19 protein-coding genes and 1 pseudogene are annotated in these 21449 nt (G+C 52.3%); 9 read left to right on the top strand and 11 right to left on the bottom strand.

Annotated elements, in window-relative coordinates:
• The 9 genes from P304_RS13460 (at position 1) to clpB (ending at position 10534) form a co-directional block, all read left to right on the top strand.
• Positions 1-2286 carry a putative bifunctional diguanylate cyclase/phosphodiesterase gene (locus tag P304_RS13460; protein ID WP_051321307.1) on the top strand — a complete coding sequence of 762 codons (2286 nt, stop codon included), beginning with the start codon at positions 1-3 and terminating at the stop codon, positions 2284-2286.
• A 9-nt stretch (positions 2287-2295) separates the two neighbouring features.
• Positions 2296-2652: a DUF4870 family protein gene (locus tag P304_RS0101685; protein WP_034763526.1), complete on the top strand. Its 357-nt coding sequence runs from the start codon at positions 2296-2298 to the stop codon at positions 2650-2652.
• A gap of 79 nt (positions 2653-2731) precedes the next feature.
• Positions 2732-3901 carry a tryptophan synthase subunit beta gene (gene trpB / locus P304_RS13455; protein WP_034763523.1) on the top strand — a complete coding sequence of 390 codons (1170 nt, stop codon included), beginning with the start codon at positions 2732-2734 and terminating at the stop codon, positions 3899-3901.
• A gap of 1 nt (position 3902) precedes the next feature.
• On the top strand, positions 3903-4646 hold the full coding sequence (gene trpA, locus P304_RS0101675) for a tryptophan synthase subunit alpha (protein WP_027389128.1): 744 nt from the start codon (positions 3903-3905) through the stop codon (positions 4644-4646).
• A complete protein-coding gene (locus P304_RS0101670) occupies positions 4643-5398 on the top strand; it encodes a 6-carboxyhexanoate--CoA ligase (RefSeq protein WP_027389127.1) in 756 nt (251 codons plus the stop codon). The genes trpA and P304_RS0101670 overlap by 4 nt, the downstream gene beginning before the upstream one ends.
• Complete coding sequence (locus tag P304_RS0101665; RefSeq protein ID WP_027389126.1) at positions 5395-6039, top strand: alpha/beta fold hydrolase; 645 nt, start codon at positions 5395-5397, stop codon at positions 6037-6039. Before P304_RS0101670 ends, P304_RS0101665 begins: the two co-directional genes overlap by 4 nt.
• The gene (locus P304_RS15870) at positions 6002-6769 is read left to right on the top strand and encodes a methyltransferase domain-containing protein (protein ID WP_160164994.1); all 768 of its coding nucleotides are present in this window, start codon (positions 6002-6004) and stop codon (positions 6767-6769) included. Before P304_RS0101665 ends, P304_RS15870 begins: the two co-directional genes overlap by 38 nt.
• Before the next feature lie 118 nt (positions 6770-6887).
• Complete coding sequence (gene htpX / locus P304_RS0101655; RefSeq protein WP_034763519.1) at positions 6888-7742, top strand: zinc metalloprotease HtpX; 855 nt, start codon at positions 6888-6890, stop codon at positions 7740-7742.
• 191 nt (positions 7743-7933) lie between these two features.
• A complete protein-coding gene (gene clpB / locus P304_RS0101650; protein WP_027389124.1) occupies positions 7934-10534 on the top strand; it encodes an ATP-dependent chaperone ClpB in 2601 nt (866 codons plus the stop codon).
• A 115-nt stretch (positions 10535-10649) separates the two neighbouring features.
• Here the strand turns inward: clpB and P304_RS0101645 are convergent, their stop codons facing one another.
• From P304_RS0101645 to P304_RS0101595, 11 genes and pseudogenes are all read right to left on the bottom strand, one after another.
• On the bottom strand, positions 10650-10862 hold the full coding sequence (locus P304_RS0101645) for a Fic family protein (RefSeq protein ID WP_152514459.1): 213 nt from the start codon (positions 10860-10862) through the stop codon (positions 10650-10652).
• 67 nt (positions 10863-10929) lie between these two features.
• Positions 10930-11166: pseudogene (locus P304_RS17655) on the bottom strand (hypothetical protein); the annotation flags it as partial.
• A 7-nt stretch (positions 11167-11173) separates the two neighbouring features.
• Positions 11174-13756, bottom strand: coding sequence for a S8 family peptidase (locus tag P304_RS0101640; RefSeq protein WP_027389122.1), 2583 nt, complete (start codon positions 13754-13756; stop codon positions 11174-11176).
• Positions 13749-14756, bottom strand: coding sequence for an AAA family ATPase (locus P304_RS0101635; RefSeq protein WP_027389121.1), 1008 nt, complete (start codon positions 14754-14756; stop codon positions 13749-13751). Before P304_RS0101635 ends, P304_RS0101640 begins: the two co-directional genes overlap by 8 nt.
• A 157-nt stretch (positions 14757-14913) precedes the next feature.
• A complete protein-coding gene (locus P304_RS15865) occupies positions 14914-15378 on the bottom strand; it encodes a regulatory protein RecX (protein WP_051321304.1) in 465 nt (154 codons plus the stop codon).
• Entirely contained in the window at positions 15379-16338 is a 960-nt protein-coding gene (locus P304_RS13440; RefSeq protein WP_034763516.1) for a nucleoside recognition domain-containing protein, read from the bottom strand.
• Positions 16339-16417: 79 nt separating this feature from the next.
• A complete protein-coding gene (locus P304_RS13435) occupies positions 16418-17992 on the bottom strand; it encodes a 2-isopropylmalate synthase (protein WP_034763513.1) in 1575 nt (524 codons plus the stop codon).
• Entirely contained in the window at positions 17967-18713 is a 747-nt protein-coding gene (pssA, locus tag P304_RS13430) for a CDP-diacylglycerol--serine O-phosphatidyltransferase (protein WP_034763510.1), read from the bottom strand. Before pssA ends, P304_RS13435 begins: the two co-directional genes overlap by 26 nt.
• A complete protein-coding gene (locus P304_RS0101610; protein WP_027389120.1) occupies positions 18706-19377 on the bottom strand; it encodes a phosphatidylserine decarboxylase in 672 nt (223 codons plus the stop codon). The genes pssA and P304_RS0101610 overlap by 8 nt, the downstream gene beginning before the upstream one ends.
• Before the next feature lie 252 nt (positions 19378-19629).
• Entirely contained in the window at positions 19630-20691 is a 1062-nt protein-coding gene (locus P304_RS0101600) for a flagellar basal body P-ring protein FlgI (RefSeq protein WP_027389119.1), read from the bottom strand.
• 25 nt (positions 20692-20716) lie between these two features.
• On the bottom strand, positions 20717-21430 hold the full coding sequence (locus tag P304_RS0101595) for a flagellar basal body L-ring protein FlgH (protein ID WP_034763508.1): 714 nt from the start codon (positions 21428-21430) through the stop codon (positions 20717-20719).
• Between the last annotated feature and the right edge of the window lie 19 nt (positions 21431-21449).

Raw genomic sequence — 21449 nt, 5'->3', positions numbered from 1 at the left:
ATGTTTCGCGGCAGCGACAGCCATGGTGGGTACCGGAAGGAACTCAGAGAACGAGCCAATACAATTCTATCGCAGCATAATCCTGATACAGAGCAGTCGATTTGCGATGACCTGAAAACCCTGATTCACGATCTTTCGGTGCATCAGGTTGAGCTGGAACTGCAAAACGAAGAATTGCACCGGACGCAGCAGCAGTTAGAACTTGCGCGCAATAGCTTTTCGCGCCTGTATCACCATGCTCCGGTTGGGTACCTTACCCTTGATAGAAACGGGATGATACTGCAAGCTAACGCGACATTCGCGGGTATGCTTCAGGGTGATCTTGCCGAACTCTTAGGGAAGCCTGTTGGTCATATTTTGCACGCTGACGATCGCGATCAATTCTTTGCACGCTATCAACCATTTTTCAAATATCCCGATGGTAAAGTTCTGCAAACACGGATTATGCGCCACGATAAAACTTTTTTTTATGCCCGTATTGCTGGGCGTTCAGAAGAAGCAGGGGTTCAACTGGCACCGCATAATCCTGCTATGCCGGTTGTGCTCATAAGTTTGATTGACGTTACAGATCAGGTTGAAACGCAGTACGAGTTGCAAATTGCGGCGATTGCCTTTAACGCTCAGGAAGGGATGTGCATCACCGATACTGCGGGAAACGTTTTGCGGGTCAATCCAGCGTTCTGTAAACTCACGGGGTATGCTGCGGAAGAGGTGGTAGGGAAAAATCCGCGCATCCTTAAATCTGGTCGGCATGACGACTTTTTCTACAAACGGATGTGGGAACAACTGCGCCAGAATAACTTCTGGCAGGGCGAGATATGGAATCGGCGTAAAAATGGTAAAATCTATCCCGAGTGGCTCTGTATTTCGGCGGTTCTGAATGACGCCGGAGAACCTGTTCACTATGTCGCGACCTTTTCCGATATTAGCTACAATAAAGAGGCCGAAGCGGAAATTCACCGCCTAGCATTCTACGACTATCTTACAGGACTTCCCAATCGTCGTATGTTTCAGGAGCGGCTTCAGCAAGCCTTGGCTTCCTGTCATCGCACGAAACATCACGGGGCACTTTTTCTGATCGATCTCGATAATTTTAAAACGCTTAATGATGTTCATGGCCATGAGATGGGCGACCAACTCTTGATAGAAGTGTCGCGCCGCTTGCGCAGTATTCTGCGGGAATGCGATACCGTGGCGCGGTTGGGTGGCGATGAGTTTGTTATTTTAGCGGAAGATTTAAGTCAGGACGAAAGTGCCGTGCTGGCACAGGCGGAGAAGATCGCCGAAAAAATTCGCTTGTCAATCAATGAGCCATTTCGACTTGGAGAACTTGAATATCAGACCACGCCAAGTATCGGAATCGGTTTGTTTTACGATAACAATATGCGCGGTGACGAGTTGCTGCGTCGAGCGGATGCGGCGATGTATCAAGCGAAAGGAGCGGGGAGAAATACCCTCCGTTTTTTCGATCCCGGTTTGCAGCTAAAACTGGAAAACAGGCTGAAACTCGCTTCCGAGTTGCGGGCGGCATTGCCAGAAGGGCAATTTGTCCTTTTTTACCAACTGCAAGTGAACTATCACGGCGACATTTTTGGAGCAGAGTTGCTCCTCCGTTGGATTCATCCAGAACGGGGCATGGTGTCGCCAGCCGCCTTTATCCCGTTGGCGGAAGAGACAGGATTAATTATCCCTATCGGACAAATGGTACTTGAAACAGCGTGTCGCCAGCTCAAGGCGTGGGAGTCTCAAGCTGGGTTTGAAAACCTACAATTGGCGGTCAATGTGAGCGCGCGCCAGTTCCGTCAAACCGATTTTGTGGCTGAGTTGGAAGATCTGTTGCAGGCCAGTGGGATCAATCCGTCTCATCTGAAGCTTGAGTTAACCGAGAGTCTCGTGGTAGAGAATGTCACCGATGCGATCGAAAAAATGCAAACGTTGCGTGCGATAGGTGTTGGCTTTTCTATGGATGACTTTGGTACGGGATACTCTTCGTTGAGTTATCTGCAACAGTTACCCTTGTGTCAGTTGAAAATTGATCAATCCTTTGTGCGCGACCTGACGAGTGACCGTGGCAGTGCGGCGATTGTTCAGACCATTATCGCAATGGCGCACAGCTTGGAGCTACAGGCGATAGCCGAAGGGGTGGAAACCGAAGCGCAAAAAGAGTATCTCTATCGCTACGGTTGCGAAACCTTCCAAGGGTATTACTTTGGGCGCCCGGTTCCGTGTGAAGATTTTGAGGCTTTGGTGCGCTCACAAGCGCGTTCTCGCAATACTGCAACCTAAAGGAATGGTATGGATTCAAATACAATTATTGATATTGACCCAGGGCGCGACATCCGCTCGTTGAAAACACTCACGATGATCGTGTATGTGCTGCAAGCGCTGGCGTGCATTGTCGGGCTGACGTACATTGCTGCGATTATGGTAAACTATATCAAACTTGACGATGTGCGTGGGACATGGCTAGAGTCCCACTTTCGTTGGCAAATGCGGACGTTTTGGTACAGCATGGCGTGGGGTGCGCTAGGGGTGATCCTCTTCCTCATCGCGATTGGCTATTTTGTGTTGCTGGCAACGGCCATTTGGGTGCTCTACCGGATTATTAAAGGGATCATTTATTTGAACGATGGTCGCTCGATGCCCGTGTAAGGGAACACCATCGTGGCACCGGAAACTAAGAAAAACACACAATTTTGTGCGCATACGATACTGCAGGAGACGTTGTATTATGTCGATTTACCAATATGGCCCATACGGTGGCGCCTATGTTCCCGAACTATTGATTCGTCCACTTGAAGAGCTGACAACCGCCTTTGAAACCGCAATGCGGGATCGCCAGTTTTTGGCGGAGTTCGACCGCCTTATGTGCGAGTACGTCGGGCGTCAAACGCCGCTGACCTATGTACCAACGCTCAGTAAAATCTATAACAGCCATATTTACCTCAAGCGTGAAGATTTAGCGCATACCGGTGCACATAAAATTAACAACACCATCGGCCAAGCGTTACTCGCAAAACGGATGGGGAAAACACGTGTGATTGCGGAAACTGGCGCTGGGCAACATGGGGTCGCGACGGCAACGGCGGCGGCTTTGCTTGGGCTGGAGTGTACGGTCTACATGGGGAGTGTCGATGCCGCACGGCAGGAGGCCAACCTCTTCCGGATGAAACTCCTTGGGGCGCAGGTATCGCTCGTCGAGTCGGGAAGTAAAACGCTGAAAGATGCCACCAGCGAAGCGCTGCGCAACTGGATTGCGACCTCTGATGATACCCACTACATTGTCGGCTCGGCACTTGGCCCATCGCCATACCCGCGCATTGTCCAAGCCTTTCAGTCCGTCATCGGGAACGAAACCCGCGCGCAGTTCTATCAGCGCAATCTCTGCCATCCGGATGCGGTAATTGCCAGTGTTGGTGGTGGTTCCAACGCCATTGGCATGTTCAGTGGCTACTACAAAGATACGGAAGTTAAGCTTTTCGGCGTCGAAGCGGGTGGGTATGGCCTCGCTTCTGGCCAACATGCCGCACCGATTAACGAAGGAACCAAAGGGATTTTACATGGCTTTTACTCGTACTTTATGTGCGATGAAGAGGGGAATATTCGCGATACCCATTCCATCTCGGCGGGGCTCGATTACCCTGGCGTCGGCCCAGAACACGCGTGGTTATCCGATTCTGGTCGCGCAAAATACATCGTTGTTGATGACAAAGAAGCGCTGGCATCCTGCATTGAATTGACCCGTTGCGAGGGGATTCTCCCCGCATTGGAGTCATCGCATGCGTTGGCCGCCTTACCGCAGGTGATTGCAGAAATCGGTACGGGAAAAAATATCGTCGTTACCCTGAGTGGGCGTGGCGACAAAGATATCGGCATCATTCGCCAGCATGTGGAGTTATAATATGAACGCAACAACCCTTTCGCGCATTATTCCCTACGTCACCCTTGGGTATCCCGATCGTGCGACGACCCAAGCATTGCTCGATCTCTTTGCCGAACTCGGCATTCAGCGTGTCGAAATAGGTATCCCTTTTTCTGATCCCATGGCCGATGGCCCCGTGATTCAGGCGGCCAGCGACTACGCGTTGTCGCGCGGCACTCGCTTTCGTGACCTGACACAATTGAAACTCCATTCCAATACCGACTATTACGTCATGACCTATGTCAATCTTTTTGCCCGCGTTGGCGCCGAAAATCGTTTTGCGATGCTTCGTGAGCTTGGTATTCGCGGCGCGATTATTCCCGACCTGGCGCCGGAACATGCCGCGCCGTTTCGCGATGCGGCGCGTATGCACAACATTGATCTCGTTTCCTTCATCTCGACGAGCAGCGACGATAGCCGTGTACGCACCATTGCGGAATCGGCGACCGGCTTCCTCTACGCCGTCAGCTCGGCGGCGGTGACCGGAACAAAAATATCAAGTCTGGAAGCGATTTCCCGCAAAATTGCCGTTGCGCGGCAAGTGACTACGACGCCGATTTGCATTGGCTTTGGTATTCGCGATGCCGCCACGGTGCGCGATGCCCTGCATTACGCCGATGGCGCCATTGTTGGCTCGGCGTTGATCGAAAAAATATCCCCCACCGTCGATCTCAGCACGAACGTGGCGAAGGTTAAAGCCTTCTTGGAGAGCCTTGCAGAGTGAATGATCAGTGGTATTCACTCCGGATGCGTGCCGCTGATTGCGAGGCACGGCATCTGTCTGGGTACGAGGATATTCTTCCGATGGAAGAAATTCCTCGTGCTGCGCAAGACGTTGCGGCGCGCGCCTTTGGCCACGTCAATGGTCAGCCAGAGTCGATCAATATCCGTATCGATCACGTCGAAATTGCGGGTACGTTCCCGCTGCTGCCGGTGTGTGACCCAGTTGCTTTGGGACACGATATGTTGCCGTTGCTTGCCGCGCGTTGTGGTGCTTCGCTCGATGTGATGGCTCTCTGGCACGCCCTCCAGCGTCTCGCAAACCAACCGCCACTGCGCGGTGCGGCACTCTTGCGTACCTCGGGCGAGTTGATTCTGCATGGCGATGCCCGTGGGGTTCGCGTCAGTCATTTCGGACTGGAACGTGGACAACGGGCGCAACTGGCGCAGCAATTGGCGACAATCAGCGATCAGCCGCAACGCATTTTGGAAGCGTTACTCTTGACGTCAAAAGCCCTTGCGGCACCTGGCGTGTTAGCGGAGATCTGCCTGAGTGACGACCGTGGCTATCCGCATGGCTATTTTGCTTCAGCCCTCACGGGCTATGTGCGGTTGAAAGCCCTGAAAGGTGAACAAAGCGGCGGCGGGCGCGTATTTTTGATCGACGACGCAACACCTTTAACCGTTATCATCGAGTGGCTGGAAGAGCGCCCCATGCTGGCGACGACTGATTTTTTCCGGATTGATACGGTATGAAAACCCTGTACGTTAGTGGTTGGGGCGCAAGACCCGATAGTGAACACGCGGCGCGTTGCGATATGGTCTGCAACTGGTACGATGCGGAGTCGTTGATTGCAGCGAGCACCGTACCGCTGGTGGTACTCGGATGGTCGCTTGGGGCGATGGTGTCCTGTGAATGTGCGTTGCGCTATCCACAGATCGTCAAAGGGCTTTTCCTCTACGCGCCGACACTGCAATTTATTGGTGGCGCGCACGGCTTGCCACTTCCCCCTTTGCGGGCGATGGAACGAGGCTGCCGCCACGATCACCACGCGATTATTGCCGCCTACCTCGATTCAATTTATGTTCCTGCCCATTTGCAAGATACTCAAATGGATGTTGCGACCGCGCTCGCGGGACTACGCATGCTGGCAACTTGGGATTGGCACGAAAAAATTCTTTCACTGGCCTGTCCGGTGAGTTGTAGTGCCGATCGTGCTGACCTGGTGATAGCGCTGGAAGCAAGCCGCGAATTCTGGTATCACCTCTCCCGTCCAGTAAGCTGGTATACGACTGACGTGGGACATGCGGCTCCGTGTCTGCTTGAAGCGACCTTGGCGGAGCGCGAAAAGGAGTTTTGTGAATTCATTAAAAGGGAGAGTGCGCCACAACTTTGACCGTGGTGCGCTCCATTACCAAGAATACAGCGCGGCGCAACAGGCTTTGGCAGCTACTTTGCTGGAGCGGTGCGGCGCGGCACTGCCGACGTCGGGTATTATTCTCGATGTTGGCGCGGGCGATGGTGTTTTGGGACGACTCGCCACGACGCCGATGGTCGCGGTCGATCTCTCCTTCGCCATGTGCCAGCGGTCGCAGGCGTACTATCGTCACGTTTTGCAGGGTGATGCTGAAGCACTCCCGTTTTGCGGTGGCTCGGTGGCGGCAGTGGTCTCTTCGGCGATGGTGCAATGGCTGGAAGAGCCGGTCATTTTTTTTAACGAAGTGGCGCGAGTGCTTGCCCCTCACGGTGTGGCGGCGCTGGCCGTGCTCGTTGAAGGAACATTGCGCGAAGTTGGCGACGCGCGGCGCGAAGCATTGACACAGTGCGGTCTCCCTGTGGCCGCAGCGACCCCGTTGCCGTCGGTGGCAACACTGGATGCGTCGATCATGCAAAGCGGCTTAGCAATCGAGCATAGTAGCGATTGGGAGGGATTTACGTGGCACCCTTCGCCGCGTGAAGCACTCCATGCGTTAAGCCATGCCGGTGTCACCGCGACACGCGATGGCTATCACGGAAACAAGCGCTTTTATCACGCATTTATGCAATGCTACGCGGCATTGTTTCCTGCGGGGAAGATATTCCACCGTTACGTGGCGAAAATCTATAGACTCAAAAAGGCGTCCTGAAAATCGTCGTCTCGTTTCCGATTCTCCTTGCCCCTCTCGCAATTTTTCGCTATAGAGTCCCCTCAAATTCGCAAGGTTTTTGCAAAGAAACACGTTAAACAAGAAAGTGAGGTGCAGTATGAACTTCAATACGTTGAAATCTATTGTGCTGATGGGTTTGCTCAGTATGCTGGTCATCGCCATCGGCGGAGCTATCGGCGGACAAAGTGGAGTGATGGTTGCCTTTGTTTTTGCCATGATTATGAATGTTGGCTCGTATTGGTTTAGCGATCAAATTGTGCTCAAAATGTACAAGGCGCAACCGATTACTCGCGAACAGGCACCGGAAATCTACGATATGGTGGCTCGCTTGACGCAGCGTGGCAATTTGCCGATGCCGAAGCTCTACATTATCCCTGAGCAGACGCCGAATGCCTTTGCCACAGGGCGCGATCCTGAACACGGGGTCGTGGCACTCACGGAAGGGCTGCTGCGGATTTTGAACCGCGATGAAATCGAAGGGGTAATTGCCCACGAATTGGCTCACATTAAGCACCGCGATATCTTGATTCAAACCATTGCCGCGGTACTTGCTTCGGTTATCAGCATGCTTGCGACCATGGCACAGTTTGCGGCTATCTTCGGTTCAAACCGCGATAATGGGCAGGGGAGCAACCCGATTGCGATGATCGCTGTAGCGATTGTGGCACCGATTGCCGCGGGCGTGATTCAGATGGCTATTTCCCGCTCTCGGGAATATCAAGCCGATGAAGGTGGGGCGCTGATGTGTGGCAAACCGTTGGCACTCGCTTCGGCGCTGGGGAAACTCGAAACCTACGCACGTGGGGCGGCGTCAATGCAGGCGAATCCGGCAACCGCGCACATGTTTATTATCAATCCGCTAACTGGCAAGAGTATGGCGAACCTTTTTAGCACTCATCCTTCGACGCAGGATCGGATTGCAAAGCTGCAGCTTTTGGCGCAACGGCTATAGGTTTTGCTGTGATGAGCACATTCTGATGTTTTGAGCCGTGGCAAAAACCGTTGCATGCCACGGCTTTTATCGTGTATTTCCCCTGTCTTTTTTATACGAAAACTCACATAACTCTCTTGTCTGAATGTGTTAGCGCGACATGGCGCTTTTTTTGCGTTGATAAAAGGCATTATGTAATAAGGAGGATGGCTATGGACATGAATACTTTCACCCATAAAGCGGCTGAAGCACTGCAGTCGGCACAAAATCTGGCGCTGGTAGAGTCGAATTCTCAACTTGAACCGCTCCACTTGTGTCAAGCGCTGCTGGACGACCGCCAAGGGTTTATCGTATCGGTATTGCAAAAAATGGGAGTTGACCCGACGCAGCTTGCGTCGCGCGTTCAGGCCGAAGTGCGCAAATTACCGAAAGTTTCCGGTGCTGGTGCGCAGGTATACGCCTCGCAGGATTTCAGCCGTGTGGCTGCGTTTGGCGAGAAGTATAAAAAAGAGTGGGGAGACAGCTTTGTCAGTGTGGAGCATTTATGGGTTGCTCTGATTGAAACCGCTTCTGGAGCGTTAAAAAAGATTTTTCAGGAGCTTTCCCTTACTGTCAAACTAACGACGGAAACGATCAAGTTGCTCCGTAACAACCGCCCGGTTGATTCGCAAGAGCCGGAAGCGACTTACAACGTGCTCGAAAAATACGGGCGCGATCTGGTGCAGGCGGCGCGTGATGGCAAGCTCGATCCAGTGATTGGTCGTGATGAGGAAATCCGTCGTGCCGTGCGCATTCTGTCACGGCGCACCAAGAATAACCCCGTGCTCATTGGCGAACCAGGAGTTGGAAAGACCGCCATTGCCGAAGGGTTAGCGCACCGCATTGTCAATAACGATGTCCCTGAAGGGTTGAAAAATAAAATTATCTTTTCGCTCGATATGGGGGCGCTGATTGCCGGTGCCAAGTATCGCGGTGAGTTTGAAGAGCGGCTCAAAGCGGTGCTGAAAGAAGTCAGCGAAAGCAATGGCCGGATTATTCTGTTTATTGACGAACTGCACACCATTGTCGGAGCGGGGAAAACGGAAGGGGCGATGGATGCGGGCAACTTGCTTAAGCCCATGTTGGCGCGTGGCGAGTTGCACTGTATTGGCGCAACCACGCTGGCAGAATATCGCAAGCATATCGAAAAGGACCCCGCACTGGAGCGGCGCTTTCAGCCAATTTTAGTCGATGAGCCGTCGGTGGAAGATACCATCTCTATCTTACGTGGCTTAAAAGAAAAATTCGAAATTCACCACGGCGTAACGATTCACGACAATGCGATTATCGCAGCGGCGACGTTGTCGGATCGCTATATTGCCGACCGTTTCTTGCCCGATAAAGCGATTGACCTGATCGACGAAGCGGCGGCGATGGTACGGACAGAAATCGATTCTTCGCCCGCGCAAATGGACGATCTCTACCGCCGTATTATGCAGCTTGAAATTGAAGAACAAGCGCTGAAGCGGGAAAAGGATAGCGCATCACAGGAGCGTCTCGAAAAGCTCTCACGCGAACTTGCCGAGCTCAAAGAAAAATACAATACGATGAAAGCGCGTTGGGAGTTTGAAAAACAAGGCATTAGTGGACAGCAACATCTGCGCGAAGAAATCGAACGGACACGGCACGAAATCGAGCGCTATCAACGGGAGTACAATCTCGCCAAAGTGGCCGAACTGCAATACGGCAAGCTGGTTTCGCTCGAAAAACAACTCAAAGAGCACGAAGAATTGCAGAAAAACCGTGATGGCGAATCGGTGATGCTGAAAGAGGAAGTGACACCGGAGGAGATCGCTTCCATCGTTTCGCGCTGGAGCGGCATCCCTGTCAGTAAACTTGTCGAAGGGGAACGCGAAAAGTTGCTGCATCTCAGCGACACGTTGCATCAGCGGGTGGTTGGGCAGGACGATGCCGTCGATGCGGTGGCCGATGCCGTCATTCGCGCACGTGGTGGCTTACAGGATCCCAATCGCCCACTTGGCTCTTTTATTTTCCTTGGACCGACGGGCGTCGGGAAAACAGAGTTGGCGCGCGCCCTTGCGGCGTCGTTATTTGATAGCGAAGACAACATGATCCGCATTGATATGTCGGAGTACATGGAAAAACATGCCGTTTCCCGTTTAATCGGCGCGCCTCCGGGATATGTTGGGTACGACGAAGGTGGCCAGTTGACCGAAGCGGTGCGGCGTAAACCGTATGCGGTGCTGTTGTTTGACGAAATTGAAAAGGCGCACCATGACGTTTTCAACTTGCTGTTGCAGCTCCTTGACGACGGACGGTTGACCGATAGTCATGGCCGGACGGTGAATTTTACCAACACGGTGGTGATTATGACGTCGAACATTGGTTCGCCACTGCTGCTTGACGCAGCGCTAAAAGGGGAGCCGATTGGCGATGATGTCCGTGGCCATATTGAATCGCTGTTGCGTCAATCATTTAAGCCAGAGTTTCTGAACCGTGTTGACGAGACGATAATCTTTGAGCCATTAACCGCCGAGCAGTTAGTGCAGATCTTCCGCTTGCAAATTGCTCGTTTGGCCGGACGTTTAGCGAACCAACGGATCGAGCTGCGGGTCACCGATGCGGCGCTTGAGAGTATGGCGCGCGCGGCGTATGAACCACAGTTTGGTGCCCGTCCAGTGAAGCGCTATTTGCAGCGCCATCTGGAAAATCCCATTGCGCGGATGATCGTTGGCGGTACCGTCAGCGAGCTTGATTGTGTTGTTGTTGATGTGGACATCAAAGGGGCGCTGGCAGTGAAAGTCGAGCGGTAAATGACGTAAAATCTCTGCAATGTTACTCAAATCTGTTTTGCTTACCACCCGTCATTCTAATATGCGTTTAGGCTGGCGGGTGGCATAGAACGGAGAATTAATTCTCCTTGTCCCCTCACGTGGCAGACAGTAATTTTCGTCTTTCTGCGGTGAGGCAGTACTTCTGATTGCGACTTTTGGGTTTTTCGGGGAGGGTCATTTCCAGCAACTTCTTTTCTAATGCCGGTTTTAAGTACAGTTTTTCAAAGTTATCTCTCCCGGTAAAACCAAGGGCTTCCATCATCGCAGCTTTGCTCATTTCCCCTTGAGTAATGAGTAGAAGATTCATGACTTGCCCTGCGATGTCAGGTGTAATCAGCGTTGGTGCCCACTAGAGTTGAGTTTATATGCTGGACGCTGGTGGAGCCTTCGAGCACCTCGGCAGCGGCGGCTCCCACATAGGCTTTAGGCGCTAGGCTTCAATCTCAAGCTGCAGGTCGTCACTCTGCGGCCGCAGGGCGGAGCGGGGCACGCGCACCACCGCGTCTTAGCTTGGCAACCAGATACGGCATGCCGTCGCCCCCACAAGATCTGTTCTTCGATGACTTGCAGGCGCTGTTATGAACGGTGCTGTATTGCCAAAGCGACTCCATCCGCTAATTACCTTCTACCTTGATCTGTTGCCTGCTGAATCTGAATCGCAGGTGCAATGCGAGTTCTGATTTCGTTGTAAACAGCGATATCGAGGCCCTCGGCTACCTCCAATGACACGGCCAATCCATACGCAACAGGGTTCTGGATTTTCCCGGCGTCTTCACGGCAGTTCACTTTGATTTCGATAACTTCCCCGTCGATGAACGGCTCCGCTCTCTGGCCTTCGAACACTTCGTGTTGGACTGTTCCGCGCCGCACTGCTCGCCAATCGGCATCACTTCGAGTTGGAGCTAAGCCGTTGTTGTTCATTTCAAACCAAAGGCTTGCAGTGCGATATTTTTGAGTGCTTGCCGAGATTGGGGACAACCAAGCCAAGGTGACGGTCAGGCGTCGCCACTCAGGGCGCGATCCCAGCGATGGAGGTAGAGGCAGGCTGAAAACGTGAGCTTCACCATCGGAAAGCTGCCCGAAGCCCAAGACTGTTGCTCGTTGTTCTGTGCAATCCAGAACACGGTCCACCACCGGTATGCCATAACCGATCCACCGGCTAATCAGCCCACTGAGCTGGCGGCCGTTTTCAGGAGTACGAAGCACCTCGGAAATTCGTGAACCTACATCGCCCCACGAGCAACCATGAACCAACATCGCCTTCAATAGGGGAACTTCATAATTGGATGGATCGACTTCGGCCGCGTGCTCATTGAAGATCTGCTGCAGAGAGTCGTAACAAATGCCAGCGGCTCTGCTGATCAAAGCAGTCGCATTGCTCGTTCCACAACTGTAGGAGGTGGCGTTTTGTTCACCAGCAAGGCTTCCGGGTGAGGCGACTTTGTTTCCAGGGGTTGTGCGAAAAATCGCGGGCTCAATGGTTACGGGGTCGGTTGGCTGTAAAGGCAACCGGTACAACTGTCTCCCGCCGTAGAAAATAACGTCAGGTTTTATTGCACGTCGATAACCGCTGCCAAATGCTGAAACGGGACTGGGTAACGGACGCCCAAATGGGTCTATCCTATTTCCCTGGTAAGCAACTTGTGCCTCATCTAAATGTACTGCCCCAACGCTGATGCCGTTAATCGTTTCGGCTGGCGAAAGAAGCTTCCTGTTCCGGGCGTCCCTGTACAGGGCTTTGATTGTTGCCGCTTCAAATTCGTCAGTCTGAAATGAGTCGAATTCTTCCCGAGATACGCCCAAGGAAATTGTTGTTGGATGATTCCCGGCACTAACGACAAACAGCACGCCATACTTCACGCTCAACCAGTCCAGTAATCTGGCAATCGGGCTCATAGACTGTGTGAATTGGCGGGCTCGGTCACCGATTGACAAGTTGATTATTTTAATTCGAGGAGCTACCGGTCCTTCCCCCTGATCACCCTCGAATATTCGCTTTACCGCTCTATGGATAAGATCGACCGCAAGACAATTTTCTGGAATTGCTTCTTGTAGAGTGCGTGAGTGAGGCCATGGCTTCATGATAGGTCGAACATAAACGAGCCTAGATAGAGGAGGCTGAGACCGATTCAGGTCGCCATGGACAATGAGTGATGCCATTGAGCTTCCATGAACCCGCTCCGAGGCTGTATAATCATTTTCCCAGTTATCTGGATCGTCAATAATCAAACGACCCGCCAATAAACTGTGATTAGCCAGCGGAACCCCATCCAAAAGTGCTATAACAGGATCACCAGTGGGCATGGGTATTTCTTCAATCTGGGAGATTTCCTGATCACTTTCTGGAGATTTGTCTCCGACTACCATTTGTCCAACAGGCCTGAAGAACATGACGTTCTCACATTTAACCAGTTCAGTTGTTGGATTCTCCACGATATCTCGGATGGCATGCGCCGGTAGTTCGGCTAGGAGTCCATGGTAGGCGATCCCCTCAATTACTGACTGGTTCAGTATTCGACCGCCCGCTTGCTGAACGAGGTTCGTGATTTGACTTGCGCTAACTGCGCGAAGCTCGTTGCTTCCACGAAACCAAAGCTCAGCCTCAAACGGAATGACCCGATCACCGTCGTATTCAAGATCCTCCTGCCAGATATCAATCACGCCGGTTTCAAAAAGTCTGTCCTGAACATCCCACCGACGGATGCTTTTCAAGTGTAGGAACACGTCGCGGAACTTGGTAAGGCCACGCTCGAACTGCATGTTTGGATCAGTCTGGTAGCGTCGCCACAGGGACAGCATCTCGTCGAGGGCTCGCTGATTGGTCATTACCAGATACAGACGCCCATTCAGTTCCTTTTCAGGGTTATTCACATCAAAAAAATCTTGGTCGGGTGCAATCTCGTCGCTCTCGAGTTCACCCATCCATTCGAGTCCCTCGATACGTTTCACTGCATTGGCAAAGTGTTCCACGCTACCAATGGTTTTAATGACTAACACTTGCTCAGGATCAATGCCTGCCGTGTTTTGCTGAAGTTCTACCCTGCGGGTCTCAAAAGCTGCCTGCAATTGGTTGAACATAGGTAAAAGGCGTTGACCTTGCCTGAAAACATTCGGTTTATGAATACGTCCGCGAGGTGGTGGAAGTTTTGTTCTGTCCGCCACTTGGGGCGTTGGAAAAAGGAGCAGTGGGCGTTCAGGCATCCTTCACCTCCGGTTTGTCCTGTTGCGCTACGGTGACTGACCTAGCAGACCAGCTCTGGAGGGTTTTGGATACGATATCCTTCATGTCGGCGTTCGGTTGTTCGAGCACATACTGCCGGAACACGGTCGTACCGAACTCTTCGACTTCCGCGAAATTCGATTCCTGGAGACGTTTGGCCAAAGTGCTAGGCGCGTATCCTAAAGGGATATTGATCCGGCGCTCGAATTTTTCGAACCACTCTGTCAGGCGAGCACGGGTCGGGCCGGGCAGCGTCATGCGGATCTGGAAGCGCCGCCATACAGCCCGGTCTAGCAGTTCCGGATGGTTGGTTGCCCCGATGACCATGACATGGCTCGGCAGGTTGTCGATCTGCATGAGCAGCGAACTCACCACGCGCTTGATCTCACCGGTTTCGTGCAGATCACCACGCTCCTTGCCGAGGGTTTCAAACTCGTCGAAAAAGAGGACGCATTTCCGAGTGGAGGCATACTCAAACAGTTTTTTCAGGCGGACAGCGGTCTCGCCCAGGTATGTACCGACGACGCTCTCATAGCGAACCACAAGCAGTGGAACTACCAGTGCTTCTGCAATGGCCTCGGCCAACGACGTCTTGCCATTGCCCGGCGGTCCGATGAGAAGTACGCGGTTGCGAGGTTCCAAGTTGTAGGATCTGAGCAAATCGGTTCGGTGCTGTTCCTGGATCAGACCCTGGCAAATCTGTTGTATTTCATCAGGAAGGATGAGATCGGACAGCTTTCGCTGGGGCATAACATCATGGAACAGGTTACCCATCCGCTGATCCAGCATAGAGCCGCCGCCATTAGTTGTGGGTCGCTCAATCGGCGCTGCATTGAGCATCTCTTCAAGCTTCTCGGCGAGCACCTTGTGCTGTTTGGCTCGCTCTTCGGCGACAATAGCCTCGACGACCTTTCTAAAACTGGCCTTGTCACCCCGTATACCGGATTGGACAAGTCGAATTAATAAATCCGCTCTTGCCATTCTTTCCCCTTACAAAAATTATTGGTTCTCTTGTCATGTCTCTGGTGAGATATTGTATGCATCTTGATGTTTATACGCTCAACGTGCTCATGCGTACAGAGGCCTGTGATATTTTATCGTCAAAAAAATTCCGGTAGGCGTTGAGGTACCTGTGGTCTTACTCACATTCCTCATATCCTAGTATGGCTTCTATATCCCCACTGCGAAATCCGCGTTTGAGGAGAACATCGCCATAGACACGCCGCCGTGAGTTTGCATCGGTTATCAGGTGCTCTTTGCCACCTGCCCAGCGCTCAAGGCGGCGGACGATTTCGGGGAGAGCGTTTTCCAGTATTTCGTCGTACGTGTCTGCGTCAATCGCAGTGTCGATGCCGCGCCCACGTAGTTTGCTGCTGATATACCACCAGCCGTGACCACGCTGGAGTTCCATGCGCAGGAATCCCTGTAAAAACCGCTTGTCGTCAAGTAACTGGAGGCGTTCGGCTTCTTCCAGCACGGTATCTATAGTTTGTTCATCGTACTCTTTTTGCCGGAGTTTTTGTCGCAGTTCGGCACTATGGTAATCGCGGCGGGCAAGAGCGCGGCACACGGTTTGGAATGGGGCGCGGCACGATTCTTCCATCTACTTCTCGTGAAAGGCGTAGCGGTAAAAATAGGTGGTAGGAATAGCGCGGAGGAAGCGCATAATCAGGTACGCGGCGATCAGCGAAAAAGCGATGCGTCCCCACAGTAAACCGGAGAGGTGGCCGCCAATCAGCATCATCAGCAGAGTGTCTTCGATAACGCTGTGGGTGAGCCCCATGAGGGTGATTGACGCAAAGATGTCGCGGTCAGGCAGATTGCCCGATTGCGCTTCGCGGATAATAAGTCCGCCGCCATACGCCAGCCCAAGCATCATGCCGATCAGCGTCACGCTGGTGGCTTCGCGCCCGATGCCAACGGGGCGCAGGATTGGGCGTAGCAGCCATTCAATACCGTCGTTAATGCGTGCGTATTTCAGCAGGCGCATGCCAAGGAGCATCGCGAACACGATACCGAAAATCACAGCGAGTTTCTGCAGTTCACCCCATGCCCAATGCAATAAGCCCACATCAGTGGTGGGTGGTGTCCAAAGTAATGTTGCCGGTTGTTGCAGCCAACCACCCCATTTATACGTGTAAAAGAGCAGCGCGCCGAGGAGAAAGGCGCCGATAAGTCGGACGAGCAGATGGAGTGTCACGCGCATCCCTGCTTTGCGTGCGACGGCCAGTTCGACGGGAAAATTATGAGCGACAAGCATCATCGTGGCAATTACCGTCACCTGCGCTACGGTCAGCGGGGTTTCTGGAAAGATGGTGACAAAGGCGATAATGCCGCCGTACAGGTTGGTTAGCAGCGCGGTGACAAAGACAATGCCAAGATTTCCTGGTAATCCTGCGAGTGCCATAAATGGGCTGAAGAGTGTCCCGAGCCAAGTAACCAAGCCGAGTTCGGTGAGCACTTTCATGATGATGACAACGGGGATCAGGATTTTAAATAAAATTTTGCTGATGCTGACGGCATCACGAAAAGTCTGAGTTATCGCTACAAATACGGCGCGCATCGTTAGGCTCCATTTTCAGGGGAAATAAAAAAACCGCCATTCTGCCGATCCGCAGAATGACGGTTTATGCTCAAAATGCTTAAATCCGCTCGCGGATAACCTCTTGTCCAGCATCGTGCTTTTTCATATCAAGGCGAACTTTTGCTTTGTTGACCGCGTCAATATACGCCAGCGCACTGCCATGCAGAACGTCGGTGCTGGCTCCTTTGCCGGTCACTAAGCGATCAAGCCCTTCAAACTGAATCTTTACGGTGACATCGCCAACAGCGTCTTCACCTTTTGAAACGGCTTTTACTTGATATTCAATCAGTTTGCCGGGTAGTCCCGTCGCTTTGTTGATCGCGTGGTAGGACGCTTCGACGGGGCCGTCGCCGATGGCGGTTTCGGTAATAGACGTTTCACCATTTTCCCCTTGCGCAATGATGGTGACGCAGGAGGTGGGGATGATCGAAGAACCGGCGGTGGTGCCGACATACGCCAACGTATACCCGCTTTTATATTCTTTCAGCCCTTCGTTCACGATCAGTTCTAGATCTTCGTCGAAGACCTCTTTCTTGCGGTCGGCCAAATCCTTGAACTTGACAAAGGCGGCTTGCAGTTGCTCGTCGTCAATGGTGTAGCCCATCTCTTCCAAACGCGCTTTAAAGGCATGGCGGCCTGAATGTTTGCCAAGTACGAGCTCGTTTTTCGGCAACCCGATAGATTCGGGCGTCATAATTTCATACGTCCGCTTATCTTCCAGCATGCCGTGCTGGTGAATTCCCGCTTCGTGCGCGAAGGCATTCTTGCCGACAACGGCTTTATTGGGCTGCACATCGACGCCGATAATGGAGCTGAGCAGCTTGCTTGTGCGGTAGATTTCCTCTGTCACGATACCTGTATCGACACCAAAATACGGTGCGCGTGTTTTCAGTGACATCACTATTTCTTCCAGTGAGGCATTCCCCGCCCGTTCGCCAATCCCATTGATGGTGCATTCAACCTGACCAGCACCGGCCTGAATGCCTGCCAGCGAGTTGGCGACGGCTAAGCCAAGGTCGTTGTGGCAGTGCAGGCTGATAACCGCTTTGTCGATATTTGGCACGCGGTTCATGACCGAGGTGATCATATCGTAAAACTCAGACGGGATCGTGTAGCCAACGGTATCGGGCAGATTGATCGTGCGCGCACCGGCGTTGATCAACGCTTCAACCACTTGACACATATAATCGCGGTCGGTACGGCCAGCGTCTTCCAGCGAAAATTCGACGTCATCAATCAAGTTTCTGGCGTACTTCACCGCCGAAATCGCCCGTTCCAGCGCCTGTTCACGGCTCATTTTTAGCTTGGCTTGCAAGTGAATGTCGCTGGTCGCAAGGAACGTATGAATGCGCCCTTGCTTGGCGTGTTGAACGGCCTCATAACAGCGATAAATATCTTTTTCATTGGCGCGGGAAAGCCCGGCAACGATAGGGCGCGACACGGCTTCGGCAACGGCTTTAACCGCTTCAAAGTCGCCGATAGAAGCAATTGGGAAGCCGGCTTCAATAACGTCGACATTCAATTTTTCTAATTGTTTCGCCAAGGCAACTTTTTCTTCAATATTCATCGAACAGCCCGGCGACTGCTCGCCGTCGCGCAAGGTGGTATCAAAGACGAGTATTTTTCTGTTCATATTCGTTTTCCTCATGTTTGGTTACAGGGTGATGAGTGCCGACCTGAAAAATCAGCCCGACTATTCCGCTGAGGCCATAGGCGGCAGCGAGGACAAAAATCATTAGTTCAGGGTACGAACCGACGAGGACAAACACGAGCAACACCATAACGAGTATGTTGAACGGTTTGCGGCGGAAAATGCTCATATCCTTGAAAGAATAGTACTTTACATTACTGACCATCAAAAATGCGAGGGTATACCCAAGGGCGGCTACCAGTATGGGAGAAGAGTAGTCGAGGAAATAGTGCTCTTGGAAAATAACGTACGAACAGACGATCCCTGCTGCGGCGGGAATCGGGAGGCCGTTGAAATACCGCGAAAGCCCCGAACTCTGAATATTAAACCGCGCCAGACGCAACGCACCACATGCGACATAGAGGAATGCGGCCATCCAGCCAACGCGGCCATATTGCTGCAAATCCCACATGTAGATCAGGATTGCCGGAGCGACGCCAAAAGCCACCAAATCAACCAGGGAATCGAGTTCCATGCCAAATTTACTGTCGGCTTTTATGAGGCGGGCGATTTTTCCGTCAAGCATGTCGCAGATGGCGGCGGCCAGAATGGCAAACGCGGCCACACTAAAGTCGCCACGCACCGAAGCGATGATCGAATAAAAGCCAAAAAAGAGCCCCCCGAGGGTGATCATATTTGGGATTATGTAGATCCCTTTATGCATGAAATTCTCCCAATACGGTTTTGCCAGCGACTACTTTATCGCCTTCCTTGACTGAAAGAACGGTATCGACTGGCAGGAAAAGATCCATGCGCGAACTGAATTTCATCAGACCAATGCGCATCCCTGGCTCCAACCGATCTCCGTTCTTGCCCCAAAACACCACACGCCGTGCGACGAGTCCGGCAATTTGTTTAAAGTAAACGAGCGGGCCAAAGTCGGTTTGTACGGCAACAAGGTTGTGCTCGTTTTCGAGTGCCGCCTCGTCTTTATCCGCCGCATGAAACCGCCCTGGGCGGTACTGATACTGGACAATTTTTCCCGCAAAAGGGGAGCGATTGACATGGACGTTAAAAATGTTCAAGAAAATGCAGACTTGCAGCCACTCCTGATCTTTTTCGCTTTCCGGTGCTTGTTGTCCTACGGGATGGGTGGCGTGCCGTTTTATGGCGATCACTTTTCCGTCGGCGGGAGAAACAATTTGCTGCGCCGTAAATGAACCGCGCCGCTCCGGATCACGAAAAAAGAAGAGGCAAAAAAGCCCCGTAGCGATAAGCGCCGTTGATGTCACTTTATAGCCAAATGCGCTGGCAAGTATCCCCAGTGCGAGTGGAATCAAAATGAGTGAATATCCTTCACGAGCAATGCCCCAGAGTGGTTGTTTCATCGTGTGACCTGTGTCAGATTGGTTGTAAGCCTATCCCCCCACTGGGGGAGCCATTTGTGCGTTACCATACGACCTCCTTGATATGCGCCGGAACGCGCATGTATGCGTGATGGTGTTGTGGGCGGATGATAAACAAAAGTGCGTGGAAAAGAAAGGAATTTTTGGGAAAAAAGCAACTGTTGCACGAAGAGAAAGCCCGAAACAAGCGGGTTGTTTCGGGCAATGGTTCGTGAATCGATTCTTGTGTTGCTGTTAAATGAACTCGAGTTCACCGCTGAGTGCGCCCGCATGCTTAATCGCTTGGATGATTGCAATCAGGTCGCGTGGCGAAACGCCCATGCGGTTCAGTGCTTCGACCACCGCACCAATCCCCACGTTGCCATCCATCATAATTAGCCGATCATTCCTTCCGGCACCTACCGGTTCGCCATCCTCGTTCACGGGAGGGGCGATTTGTACATTCAGATTCCCATGGCTGATAGCAACTGGCCCGATACGGACATCTGCCCCTACAACGATCGTACCGGTTTTTTCGTTAATCACGATCTTGCCCGAATTCCCCCGATCGACTTGCAGATTGGTCATCCCTGCAATAAAGCCGGTAATGTCACGTTGATGATTTGCTGGAATAATAACATCGATAGCGCCAGATGAGTTCGTCTGGGCAACGCCGAAGCCATAGACACTTTCGATGGCGCGACGAATATTATCGGCTGTGGTGAAGTCCGGTTGTTTCAGGAGTAACGTAATCGATTCGCGACCAGTAAGTTCAAATCCCAGCTCACGCTCCACGAGCGCGCCATTGCTGATACGACCGGAGGTGCTATGATTTTTCTGGGCGCCACCACCACCGCCACCAGCGTTAAAGCCACCAATGGTAATTTGTCCCTGGGCGACGGCAAATACTTCACCATTCGGAGCGCTCAGTGGTGTCAGCAGCAATGTGCCTCCTTCTAGGCTCGTTGCATCGCCCAGTGATGAAACCGTAATATCTATCTTTGCGCCCGGGCGGACAAAGGGCGGGAGCGAAGCCGTTACCATCACCGAAGCAACGTTTTTGACTTTTACCTCATTGGCATCAGAGGTAATGCCCATACGGCTCAGCATGTTAGTTAAACTCTGTGTGGTAAATCCCGTTCCGTTACCATCACCCGTGCCGTCAAGCCCAACAACCAGTCCGTATCCGATAAGTTGGTTGGAGCGGACGCCTTGAATGTCAGTGAGATCCTTAATCGCAACCGACGGCATTGCAGCGTGAGCGATCGGAAAAATCAACAGTATCAGAAAAATTATCGCATGGTACGCGTGTCGCATATTTCGCACTCCTTACCCGATGAAATTAAAACGGCCAAACGTATTCGACCAACTGGGTTGCCCACCCTTTGCGTTGCGAAGTGGCAATTGATCCACTGCCGGTATACATGATCTGTGCGTCGGCCAGCAGGGTTGAAGGGATGGTGTTCTGCGCGTCAACGTCTTCTGGTCTGACAATGCCGCTAATATAAATGGTTTGTTTTTCGTCATCTATGACCAGCTCTCGTTTGCCGCGTACGGCAAGATTGCCATTGCTGAGTACTTTAACCACACGTGCGGAAATGGTAGCGGTGATGGTATCTGATTTTTGTTTGGCTCCCGCACCACTAAAGCTGTTATTGGATGAAGCGCCGACCGATGGCGTGAAGGCCGCACCTGTTACTTTGCCAATTGCTTTACTGGCGCCAAAGAGGGTGTCTTCCTGACCCAAGAAGGTGTCTACACCCATATTAACGTTGCTAGAACGGGAAGTAGAGGTGGTGCCGCTGTTGGAAGCAGAGCTTGATTCGACAATGCGCACGGTGATAATGTCGTTGACGCGTCGTGCTTTTTTATCAAGAAAATAGATGCTCGTCGTTTGCGAATCTTCCCATAAGCTACCAGTCTCACGGGCGCGATTTTCATCTCGAACATTGTAATCCTCGATATATCCCAAATCAGGGATGGGGTGTTGCGAACGTGCGCCACAACCGGCAATGCCGACGGCGATGCTCGCCAGTAAGATGGGAAGTATTTTCATAATGTATCCTCCTCAGAAA

The organism is Chrysiogenes arsenatis DSM 11915 (genome assembly GCF_000469585.1).
Classification (GTDB): Bacteria; Chrysiogenota; Chrysiogenetes; order Chrysiogenales; family Chrysiogenaceae; genus Chrysiogenes; species Chrysiogenes arsenatis.
The sequence above is the reverse complement of the archived record's forward strand: the minus strand, read 5'-3'. Positions and strand labels throughout refer to the sequence as shown.